This is a genomic window from Peptoniphilus sp. (assembly GCF_050943655.1).
GTDB lineage: Bacteria > Bacillota > Clostridia > Tissierellales > Peptoniphilaceae > Peptoniphilus_A.
Window position 1 is genome coordinate 1 of sequence record NZ_JBMNPQ010000045.1, and the last position, 11,679, is coordinate 11,679.

The 11,679-nt window shown below is 34.3% G+C and carries 8 protein-coding genes; all 8 read left to right on the plus strand.

All coding sequences use genetic code 11. The annotated features are described in order from the left end of the window. Window positions 1–157: 157 nt before the first annotated feature. The 8 genes from ACOX6R_RS05350 to ACOX6R_RS05385 are packed head-to-tail and all read left to right on the plus strand — an operon-like array spanning window position 158 to window position 11,280. Window positions 158–436: a hypothetical protein gene (locus tag ACOX6R_RS05350; RefSeq protein WP_433448042.1), complete on the plus strand. Its 279-nt coding sequence runs from the start codon at window positions 158–160 to the stop codon at window positions 434–436. Further along, window positions 429–1,004 (plus strand): signal peptidase I, encoded by a 576-nt coding sequence (lepB, locus tag ACOX6R_RS05355; protein WP_433448044.1) that lies wholly within the window; start codon window positions 429–431, stop codon window positions 1,002–1,004. Before ACOX6R_RS05350 ends, lepB begins: the two co-directional genes overlap by 8 nt. A 16-nt stretch (window positions 1,005–1,020) precedes the next feature. Next, the gene (locus ACOX6R_RS05360; RefSeq protein WP_433448047.1) at window positions 1,021–7,380 is read left to right on the plus strand and encodes a SpaA isopeptide-forming pilin-related protein; all 6,360 of its coding nucleotides are present in this window, start codon (window positions 1,021–1,023) and stop codon (window positions 7,378–7,380) included. Then, the gene (locus ACOX6R_RS05365; RefSeq protein WP_433448050.1) at window positions 7,370–7,543 is read left to right on the plus strand and encodes a hypothetical protein; all 174 of its coding nucleotides are present in this window, start codon (window positions 7,370–7,372) and stop codon (window positions 7,541–7,543) included. Before ACOX6R_RS05360 ends, ACOX6R_RS05365 begins: the two co-directional genes overlap by 11 nt. Window positions 7,544–7,594: 51 nt before the next feature. Beyond that, on the plus strand, window positions 7,595–8,920 hold the full coding sequence (locus ACOX6R_RS05370; protein WP_433448052.1) for a SpaA isopeptide-forming pilin-related protein: 1,326 nt from the start codon (window positions 7,595–7,597) through the stop codon (window positions 8,918–8,920). A 15-nt stretch (window positions 8,921–8,935) separates the two neighbouring features. Then, entirely contained in the window at window positions 8,936–9,745 is an 810-nt protein-coding gene (locus tag ACOX6R_RS05375) for a class C sortase (RefSeq protein WP_433448054.1), read from the plus strand. A 4-nt stretch (window positions 9,746–9,749) separates the two neighbouring features. Continuing rightward, window positions 9,750–10,727 (plus strand): hypothetical protein, encoded by a 978-nt coding sequence (locus tag ACOX6R_RS05380; RefSeq protein WP_433448056.1) that lies wholly within the window; start codon window positions 9,750–9,752, stop codon window positions 10,725–10,727. After that, window positions 10,720–11,280: a sortase gene (locus tag ACOX6R_RS05385; protein WP_433448058.1), complete on the plus strand. Its 561-nt coding sequence runs from the start codon at window positions 10,720–10,722 to the stop codon at window positions 11,278–11,280. The genes ACOX6R_RS05380 and ACOX6R_RS05385 overlap by 8 nt, the downstream gene beginning before the upstream one ends. The last annotated feature ends 399 nt before the right edge of the window (window positions 11,281–11,679 follow it).

Sequence of the window (11,679 nt, forward strand, 5' to 3'; positions counted from 1 at the left end):
ATACAATGTTTATTGACAATTTTAGTAATACTAAATTTTATTACGGGAAATCCTTTTTAAAATTTTTTGATTGATCACATTACAATATGTTAAAAAATATTGGATATTTTATTAAGGATTTATTATTTTAAGAATTTTTAATATAAGGATTTTAATTATGAAAGCCATAGACTTTAGCGATTTGAAAAAATTAAATAGAAAGGAACTTTTGGAGCTTCTTCTCGAGCAAGTTAAAGAAAATGAGAGACTAAAAACTGAACTTATGGAAGCGAAAAAGGAACTTGAGAACAGGGAAATTATTATTGAGAATGCAGGGTCTCTTGCAGAGGCGTCTTTGGAAATTTTTGAAGTTTTTAAAAATGCTGACAAGGCCGCCCAAGCTTATCTTGAAAATGTGAAAAATTCCCTTGGAAATGATGGTGAAGACATTGACTGATAAAAAAGACCTTGAGGTTAAAGATCTTGAAGAGGAACTTCAAAGGGTCAACAAAACTATTAAGTTTAGACAGACTGTAAGGTCGACAATTTTTGGGCTACTAGTTGTTGCGGCGATTATGGTTCTTGTTGCGGCACTTTGGATGCCAGTACTTAGAATTTATGGAAATTCAATGGTTCCATCTTTAGATGAAGGTGACTTAGTAATTGCGCTAAAGTCAAAGGACTACAAAAGAGGAGACATTGTTGCACTATATTATGGAAACAAGCTACTTGTTAAGAGAATTGTAGCAACTCCAAGAGAAGAAGTCGACTTTGATGCAAAGGGCAATGTCTATATAAACAATGAAGTATTAAACGAAACATACATCGATAAAAAATCATACGGAGATATCACTATTAGGCTCCCTTACAAGGTACCTGATGAGCGATACTTTGTTTTGGGAGACCACAGAGATACATCAGTAGATTCAAGATCAGCAGTTTTGGGAGCGCTTCCCGAGGATCAAATAATTGGCAAAATAATTTTTAGAATGTGGCCACTTAACAAATTTGGAACTGTAAAGTAGAAAAAGTGGGGATATTATGGGCTTACTGCAAAAGTTAAAAGAGATTTTAAATGACAAGGCCAGAAGAAAAAAATTTCATAAAGTTTTTGGAGTTCTTGCTATTTTTGTAATTGTATTGACTGCAGTTGCTATAAAACTCCCAGCGATGACATTAGAAAAAGACAGAGCAAAGAATGACGACATTCCAGTTAAGACTCGTGACCTTAACTATAAGGCCGCTTCTTTGGATTTGGAAGAGAAAAAGGACTCTTATGATTCTAAAAGTCTATTAGATGACTCTAAAGAAAAAGATGAAAATAATAAATTAGAAAAAAAGAAAAAGAAAAATGATTCTGGTCTTAGTTTATTTGAAGAAAAAACAGCGGGAGAAGAAGATGCTGATGCAAAAGGCGAAAAAGAAGTTGTTGAAGAAGAAAAAGATAATAAAGAAATTGACAAAGAAAATACTTTAGAAAATAAAGTCGAAGAAAATAAATCTCAAGAAAAATCAGAAAGTGAAGAGCCAGAAGAAACAGAAGAACAAGAAACAGTAGAGCCTGAAGAAGAAAAAATCGTAGCAAAAAATAGAGACTTTACTTTTGTGGGAGACGACATAGAGGCAAATGTCGTACTTAAAAATTCGGCTATAAAAGAGGGCTCACAGTTAAAAATAAAAACTTTAGAAGAAAATCCGACAATGGTCTATTTTAGATCTGCATTCAGTTGGCACAGCATGTTAGATGAAGAAGAAAAGACTCCTGAAATTTTAAAGGACAATATAATTGAAGAAGCTGATGCCGAAGAAAAGAAGCTTGCAATCGAAGATGCGCTAGGTTCAGAAATAGAAGAGATAAAATTTTTGGACATTTCATTTTACGGAGAAGACGGCACTCATCTTCCAGTTAAAGATGCTGCCAATGTAACATTAAATGTAGAAAATCTAAATTTAACAAAAACAGATGAAGAAGAAATTTCTATCGCGCACTTTGACGACATGGGCCTTAATATTTACGAGCCGGATATTGTTCAAGATGAAGATGGAAATGTAAAAGAATTATCCTTCGACACAGATGGATTTTCTGTATTCGCAATAATAAAGCACAATACGTGGAAGAGAGTGCAAATTAGTAACGACTTGTATTCAATAGCTGCCTTTGATGATTTACTTCATGTAATACATGAAGATGAGAATAAAAATATTGAGCCGAAGGACCTTGACAAGTCAATTTTAAGTGAAATTTCTGGTCGTGAAGAGACTGAGAGTCCTTATGGATTTCCATCTTCAACAACTGCAAAAGAATACAAAAAGCTTTCAGTTGTGCCGACTGGAGATGAGTTTGTAATTATAGACAATGATTCAGATAATTATTTATCAATAAATAGTGAAGAACATCTTGTTTGGTCAGATAAAGAATATTCATTTAAATTTTATGAAAGTTCGAAAGAACCGGGCAAAATAAGAATTTTGGGAGAGAGCAGAGATCAAAAACCACAAATCCTTGTTTTTGATAAAAATGCCAATAATTTTAAAGTTGTGGATTCTTACGAGGAAAATGAAAGCTACATCTACGATTTTATTGTTATAAAAAATAGATTTTATTATAGAGCTCTTAATAATGAAGAGCTTAACAATATGCCAGACGAAGGCAAATTTATAATAATATCTGATAACTCACAAGCTACTACCTATAAAATACCTAGAGGATTTTTGACAAACACAATAAATCCTAAGTACGGAAAGACAAAAAACAATGGCAATAACGAATATAGAGACAGTACCATGCTTGCTAAGAGTGGCGAAATTTATACTCCTAAAGATGACTTGAGAAGAAGTTTTAGGTATAGAGAACCGAATTTGTTAAACTTCAAAAAAATAAGTAGTAATCCTGATGTTTTCTATATAACTGATGAAACTGGTAAATATATAAAGTTAAATACAACAAATTATTCAGCAATAGAAGTTGTAGATCCAATTCTAGAAAATGGAAATTTGTCAAATTTTGAAATAACTAAAAATATTTTCAACAACACCAATGAAGTTTTTCTTCATCACGGTACAGGTTATATGAACTTAGATACTAATTATGATACTACCATGGGTAACAGTTCAGCTATAGGAGGTTGGCATATATGGGGCGGTTCCAATAGTAGTTCAGCTTTAAACTCCAGAGTAAAACTAGGGGTTTTAATGGATGAAATGAATTTCTATGGATATCAGGAAAAAGATAGACTTGTCGATGCAGTTATTCCAGACGGATATTATGTAATAACAAATGATAATAGTTCAGATTTAAAATTATTGAAATATAGGATTGCTACGGATTTTCAAACAGCAATCGTAGCTAATGATAGGAATGGCGTTATATATAGAGGAACTTCTACTGCGTTACCTCTTGCAAATCAAATTTTTAAGATAGAAAAACAAAGCGATAATAATTATAAAATCTCTACAGAAAATAGAAAAGAATATTTGCAAATAACAGGAAATCTTTATAATACAAATTCTTATAATAAATTAGCATTCCAAACAAATTCCCAACAAGACAATGCAGGGGACATTAAAATATCCACAAGAGAAGATGATCCTAGCGTACTTTATATTTATAGCAAATATGGCTCCTTAGATAATTATGGAAATGTTTGGGGAAGTAGACCTGGAGACTTTGGAAATCCACTCAGACTTTATAAAGTTGACGGAAACACAAATAAAAGATTTACTAATCTAGCAAGTGAATCGGATGATACTACAGAAAAATTTAACCTTGCAGATATTGCCGACGGAAAATATATCATTGGCAACTCTAAAGAAAAACCGACAAATACAAAGACAGAGTTTAAAGTATTAGACGGAAGTTTTAATGTGCAAGATGCACTTATCCACTACAGCGACGACTTTGGAGAAAATGTTCCGCTAGTTGAAGCAAAAGATTTAAACACAAAATTGTTTGAGTGGAGCATCAAGCAGACTGATGAGCCGGGATATTATGAAATTTCTAAGACAAGTGAGAATGGGGAAGTAACCGATACAAAGCTTATATTAAAGCCCGATGGACTTGGAACTACAAATGCAACTGGTAAACTTCGAATTTATAAAGTAGACGATACAGAAGATTTAAAAGTAATAATTACAGATGGCAAATACCGCTTGAGATATGACGGAGAAAAATTTATAACAGTTACAACTGATGAAAAACTTACGGAAGAAGATTACTTCTATCTCGGCAAAAAAGAAGATAACTATTTATCCTTTAAGCTTACAACGCCGAGTGAATACGGACCGAGTGCAAATTGGCTTTACAATAAAGATGCAGGAAGCGATGTGCAAGACGGACCTGTAAGGCTTCAAGAGAGAATTTTAATTAAAGATTTAATAGACGATAATGGAGAATATAACTTTAACAGGGCGACACCACTTGGATACTTCAAAACTTATGGGCCAATAGGAAGGATATATTCAACTCAAAAAGATGGAGTGGTAGATGAACAGTACAAAAACTTGTACCGTTTGGCGCTTCCTGATGTTAATTTTAAAAAGAATGTCGAGCCAAAGGCCCATTACGTCGAATATGCCTTCATGGGTTACAAGGTGGATATAGATGGCACAGTTTATCTTTTAAACAAGAATGCGAAATTTGAAATATATCAAGAAAATGATGAACCAGCTGGAGTTTCAATAGATAAAGAATATCTAACTATCTTAAACCAAGACGGAACAAAGACGCCGGCAACAGAAAAACTACAAGTGCCTTTTGGAGAAAAATATATTTTCGAGACGAGATGGCTAGAACTGTCGAGTCCGCTTTACTTTAACTTCAACTCCGAAAAAGGGATAACGGACCAAGAGAGATCAATATCGGCAGATGAATTGTTAAAAAGAGAAATAAATGAAACTTCAAGTCCGATGATGGGAGAGGGACGTATACTTTTCCAAAAACACGGCGGAGTAGTAGATGTCGACCTTAATAATACATCGTCAATAACGATGGACTACAAAGTTCGCGACAAGTTTAGAAACATTATGAATATCGACTTTCCAACGAATTTAGAAGACGAGTTTACACCAAAGCAAAGAAATCAGATTATATTTGATAGGGTCGTAGATCCACAAAAATCAAATGGCAGCAACATAGAATACACAGAAATGCTTGGAGACTACAATGTAAAGAATTATGTAACTAGTAATGTCTTAAAAGATAGGGCAGTCAGATGGTTAAAAGAGACTGATATTAACGAAGCTGGAATTTTAAAATACGACATTGAAGATAAAAATAAAGAAATAATTTTCAAAATTCCAAAAGAAAGATTCGACACAGATAGGTCGAGCATCGACTTTTTAAATGTTGAACAAAAAGAGACGGGGACATTTTTAAGAGGAATACTATATTGCCAAAGTAACACAATATCTGTAGAAAAAATATTTAAAAACATAACAGATGATGAGTTTGAAAAATTAAGAACTGGCGGCGGAGGTAGCGACAGATTTGAGATAAAAATCTTGCAAAATGACGAGTCATCCGCTCGGCCAGGCAGCCTACTCTATACATTGGCATTTAATAGAACTAATGATGGCAATACAAAGATGACGGCCTTTCCACAAATTGGCGAACCTGCCAAGAAGTATTGGGACATAGAAAGAGTTGACACATCAGTCGATTATACAAATAAAAAAGTAATTTGGTCTCTAATAATGATGCCAGATACTGATTATTATGTAGAAGAGAAAAATATAAACTCTGGACCAGATGAGAAATCTCTATATGTGACAATGGAAGAGTCCACTTATGGCGGAGAAGTTTCTGATTCAAAAAAATTATATATCAAAGACCCAAAAACTTACGATGACAGAATTATAACTAAAAAACTTAACAGTAGGACTGAAGATGTAGTTAGAATTACTAACCACTACAGTTCAAATGGTTCAGTTTTAATAAACACTTTTGACAGCGAGAGCAAAAATCCACTTAGAGACAAGAAGTTTATTCTATATAAAGGTTCAGATACAACTGGAGTAGAATACACATCAGCTCTAGACGGAACCATTGTACTCTCAGACTTAGGAGTAGGTTCTTACAGACTGGTGGAAAAGGAAGAAGATAGGGATCCGATTTACAATCCAATAAGTGAAATAACTTTTGACATAAAAGAAGAAAATGGCAACTTTGTGATGACAAATGGCAAAAGCGAGAGCAAAAATGTTGAGTATTCTACTGAAATCCTAGGTGATAATAAAGACAGAGTTGAAAATACAATAAATATTTCATATATCTTGAGCACAAAGACAATCACAATCACAAAAGAATTCGAGGGACTATCAAGTGCCCAAATTACAGACATCATAGGTAACGAAACTTCAACAGACAAGCCATTTAAAATTATTGTAAAGGGTTACGATGAAAGTAATGTAGAAGTTGGAAGTAAGATTTTGAACTTCAAAAATTCACAGGGTATTGCCTTTAACACAGAATTTGGTTGGAGAATAAACACACTGGAAAAAACAGATAAAACTGGCGAGATAAATATATTTGATAAAGAAGAAAACTTAAATTTGTCTTATATGACAATTGAAGAAGATGGATATGAGCATCCACAGTTTCCAGTTACAAAGAGAACTGCGAATCTTGGGGGAAGGCAGCTAGCAGTAGACAAATATCCATACAGGCTGAGTGCCGAAGACTTTAATAAACCTAAAGAGGCGGCGGAAGAAGATAAGTCCATAGACTTTAGAATTAAAAACATATACACAGATGTATTCGACGTCTTTATCACCGTCCGTGGAAGAGACTTCAAGAATGAGAGATATGTGCCAGTTGAGGATTTGGGACTAAAATTATATGGCAGCATTGACGAGGCGGATAACGATAAGTTAAATGAGAAAGACTTTACAGGTATTGGAACTTTCTATGAACTCAAAAAGCCTACATCAAGCGATCCGTCAAATCCTAAAATAACAAGTGAATTTATAACTAACGAGTATGGACAAAGACAAATATTTAACTTTGCGATGTACGACGGAAATAAATATATAATAGATGAATTTAAAAATCCAATGGATAGCGTAGACGGAGAAGAAGTCGTCTATTATGCACTAGAAGAGCCCCTAGAACTTGATGTATTTACGGGAGCAACTCCAGGCGGAGGAACTAAATTAAAAGCTCAGCTTAAAAAGGACGCACCGTCAGATTATTATTCCGTTCCGGGGAAATATAAAATAAATTATCACGAAGGTGGCGGAACATTATTTATAGACATCGACCTAGAGAGAACTAATTACAGACTGCCAGAGACTGGTGGGCTTGGCAGAGATAAAATCTATAAAGTTGCTGTGGCAATAATAATTATGTCATCGGCTTTATTAATAAAAAATAAAAAGAAAAAAGGAGAGAGCAATGAAAAGTAGAAAAGTAAAAAATCTTAGCCTATTACTTGTGCTAAGCTTTATGATTTCAGTGCTAATGCCATTTAGCGCATTTGCAGAAGGTGATGGAACAGTGACCTTGGAAAACCCAAGAGAGGGTGTAGAGTATAGTCTTTATAGAGTTTTTGACTTGTCTTACAATTAAACTGCGAAGGCTTATACTTACACTTCTGCTACAGAGGGACTTGAGACTGCATTGGAAAGAGACAATACTTATAAAGATTTATTAAAGACAAATGCAGATGGCTCATATGTAAAACGTGGAGATAGAATTGAAATAGATGCAACTAAACTAACTGATGGGACAATAAATCCTTATGACTTTTCAAAATGGTTGTACGATAATTCCAAATTATTAACTGATATGAATCAAACTAAAACAGGACAAGCTACAGGTAGCCTTGAGTGGACAGGTCTTGATCTTGGTTATTATATGATTAAATCAACTGCAGGTACTATTGTATCTCTAGATACAAATGATAAAAATACAACAGTTCACGAAAAGAACCCAGCACAAACTGACCTTGCTTTTACAAAAAATGTAAAGGGAGGAACTGCAGCAGATTATGCAAAGACAACTTATGCAAATATTGGCGAAGAAGTAGAATTTAAAATCACTTTTAATGTACATGAGTATGCAAACAATGAATATGTTTTGACAGATACACTTCCAGGCGGAATGGATTATGTTAATGGCAGTTTTAAAGTTGAAGGATTGGAAGGATTAACAGGAAAAGATTTATATTCGTCTGATACATTTGCCGCAAACAATAAAGAGCTTAAAGTAACTTTCCCACTAACAACTATACAAGAACTTGCAAAAACAGTTAGAGATGACGATACAATAACTTCAAAAACTGTAACAGTTACTTACAAAGCAAAATTAAATAAGTCTGCGTTGATGAGTAATAATACAGAAGTTAAATTAAATAAAAATACAGCAGCACTTAAATATGACACTGCGGATACTGCAAAAGTTACAGCAGAAGCTTCTGTTAAAACTACTGAATTTAATATTTTAAAATATGCTTCAACTGGTGAAACTGGAAACCAAACAGAGTCAGGCTTAGCAGGCGCTAAGTTTAAAATTTATACAAAAGAAAGTGGTGGAAATCCATTAATTCTTACAACAGATATAGGTTCTAATATATATTATTACAATGGACAGGATCAAGATACAACAGGTGGGACAGAAATAACAACTCCAGAAGATGGTCAATTTACAATCAAAGGTCTAAAAACCGGAGAGTATTACATCGAAGAAACACAAGCTCCAGAAGGATTTAACTCACTTGAAAGTAGAGTTAAGCTAACTATTGCAGATGGAACAACAGTAGATTACTCTTCTGATGATGGTGCTGTTGAAGGCAATACATTAAAAATATTAAACCAAGGTGGTACTAAACTTCCATCAACAGGTGGCATGGGTAGAAACTTAATCTACACTGTCGGAGCAGTTGTATTTTTCGGCGCGCTTATTCTTTTAATTTCAAGAAATAAAAACAAAAATAAAGAGTCTTAAAGGAGCAAAAGGGAAATGCTAAAGGATAAAGTAAACTTAATACTATTTATATTTCTTATTCTTGGTATTTCCCTACTTTTGTATCCAAGTATCGCCGATTATTGGAACGCATCTAGGTCTACCAAGGTAATAAGTGAGTACAACGACGGACTCAAAAACTTATCGAGCGAAACAATAGAAAGAGAATATAATAGAGCCGTCGAATATAACAAAAAACTTTTGACGAGAAATAACTCACAGGACAAAATCAAAGAGATGGACGACTACTACAATATACTAAAAGTCGGAAATAACGACGTGATGGCAAATATCTATATCCCATCAATTAACGTGAGACTTCCAATATATCACGGCACCGACGAAAACATATTGCAGTCGGGGCTTGGTCATATCGAGTGGACATCACTTCCCGTTGGAGGAGTGGGTACGCACAGCGCAATCACTGGCCACAGAGGACTTGTATCAGCAAGACTTTTTACAGATATTGATCAGCTCGAGCCAGGCGATATATTTAAAATATATGTGCTGGATAAGGAGCTCGATTACCAAGTGGACAACATAACAGTAGTGGAACCGCACGAGACAAAGGATTTATTAATCGATAAAGATAAGGACCTTGTCACTCTTGTGACTTGCACGCCCTATGGAATAAACACACACAGACTACTTGTGCGTGGCAAGAGAATTGACGGGCCACTTGACCTTTCACACATAACATCAGAGGCCTACAGAATAAAACCAACAGTTGTTGCGGCAGTTATGATAATTCCAGCTTCCATAATATTTGGGGCGATTAACCTTGCAATGGACAGAAGGCGAAAGTGATAAAATGAAAAGAAAAATAATATTAATAATCACATTTTTAATAGTATTCACAACAGCAGTCTGTGCAGAAGGTGAAAAAATAAATGCAAAAGTCTATTACTTTGAAGACTTGACGAAATTTGGATATGAACTTAGTCGAGAAGAATTTGAAGCGCTCGACTCGTCCGAAAAGCAAAAAATAACTTACAAAATAATATCTGAAATATATTCACAAAAAATTGAAAATAATTATGACATAAATATGGACTTAGAGGCAGAAAACAAATTCGACTTTAAAAAGAGTGGCTACTATCTATTCACCTTCGACAAAAATAAATCTCACGACAAAATAATAACATCGAACCCAATACTTTTGTACTCATCGGGAAGTGGAAGGCTTTATGTAAAAGAAAGCATGGAGGATATAGATGAGCCAGTCGAACCAAGTGAGCCAGAAGACTCTGGAGGAAATACATCGACAGGAAATACAGAAGCTTCAACTTCAGATAAGAAAACCCCAACCAATAGTCCACAAAAAAATCTAGACTTAAACGTGGTCTTCGACTATGGTGAGTTTGACTTCTCACGCGAAGTAGAAGTGGGGTTATATGATGCTCATGGAAATCTCGTGGCAATAGCTCGCTTAAATAGAGATAACAATTACAGATATACATTTCATGGACTCGATTATCTAAAAAATTATATCGTAAAGCCACACAACCTAGAATCATACGACTACACAATAGATAGAGTTGCTGATACGTACTATATAGAAATAATCGGATACATGGGAGAAGAAAAGCAAAGAGGCGATGATGCAGGTTACGAAGAACTACAGGAACCTAAAATGCCAGAAGAGAATGAAACAAAAGATGAGGACTTTGAAAAACTTGCCCCTGCAAAACTTCCGCAGACTGGAGTTATGTGGCTTCCAGTATTCTTTCTCTTTGCCATTGGAATAATTTTCATTATAATCGGAAGAAAAAGTGATAAGAATGAATAAAAGAACAATTAAAAAAATAGGAATAATACTTGTGGCGATGGCTTTGTGCCTCGCCATTTATAATATATATTCAGATTACCTTGGAGAAATTTCAAGCAAAAAAATAATCTCACAGCTTCCCTCTGTAGAAGAAAAACTTCCGCAACAAGAAGAAAATCTAAAGATCCCCGTAAAAAATATCGATGGCATAGACATAATAGGAAGAATTAAAATTCCAAAACTAGAAAGAGACCTTCCCGTTGCAGCAACATGGAGCGACGAATTGATGAAGAAATGTCCAAATAGATATAGGGGAGAAAAGTACAGCGAGCCACTAATAATCTTGGCGCACAATTATAGAAGTCACTTCGGTGGGCTTGGAAAACTTAGTCAAGGCGATGAAATAGAATTTATCGACGTGCTCGGAAGAAAGATAAAATACAAAGTAGAAGCGATGGAAGTAATAGATGGAGATGACGTAGAAAGAATGACTGGCACAGACTTTGACCTGACGCTTTTCACTTGCACATTGGACAGAACGACGAGGTTTACAATAAGAGCGAGTAGGACTTAGTAAAAAAATGTTTTAAAATCTTTTAAGATTTAAAATTTCACTTAAAGATTTTCGTGGATAAATTGTCAAAAATTAAGCACCTAAGCTAAGAGGTAAATAACTCTTACTTAGGTGTTTTAAATTTCAGAAATTTTTGGTGCATTTTTTTAAATCAAAATTATTCTCGAGCTCTTCATCAATCAACTGCTTTAGAAAAGAATCTTTCGATAAATTATTGTGCTTCCTTTTGCTAAGCGCAATATGTTTAAAAATATTTAAACCCTGTGATAACTTTATATCTTTAAAAGCTCTAACAGAAATTTTGTCGTGTGCATCTTTTGAACGTCTTTAACATTATTTTTTACATGCATTCTATTTATGAAACTTTGTACTTTTTTAATGGATTTTATCCTGAACATG

What these genes read in the sequence shown, in the direction of transcription:
- ACOX6R_RS05360 (WP_433448047.1), top strand. Translation starts at nt 1,021, where the DNA reads ATGGGCTTACTGCAAAAGTTAAAAGAGATTTTAAATGACAAGGCCAGA.
- ACOX6R_RS05385 (WP_433448058.1), top strand. Translation starts at nt 10,720, where the DNA reads ATGAATAAAAGAACAATTAAAAAAATAGGAATAATACTTGTGGCGATG.
- ACOX6R_RS05375 (WP_433448054.1), top strand. Translation starts at nt 8,936, where the DNA reads ATGCTAAAGGATAAAGTAAACTTAATACTATTTATATTTCTTATTCTT.
- ACOX6R_RS05350 (WP_433448042.1), top strand. Translation starts at nt 158, where the DNA reads ATGAAAGCCATAGACTTTAGCGATTTGAAAAAATTAAATAGAAAGGAA.
- ACOX6R_RS05365 (WP_433448050.1), top strand. Translation starts at nt 7,370, where the DNA reads ATGAAAAGTAGAAAAGTAAAAAATCTTAGCCTATTACTTGTGCTAAGC.
- ACOX6R_RS05380 (WP_433448056.1), top strand. Translation starts at nt 9,750, where the DNA reads ATGAAAAGAAAAATAATATTAATAATCACATTTTTAATAGTATTCACA.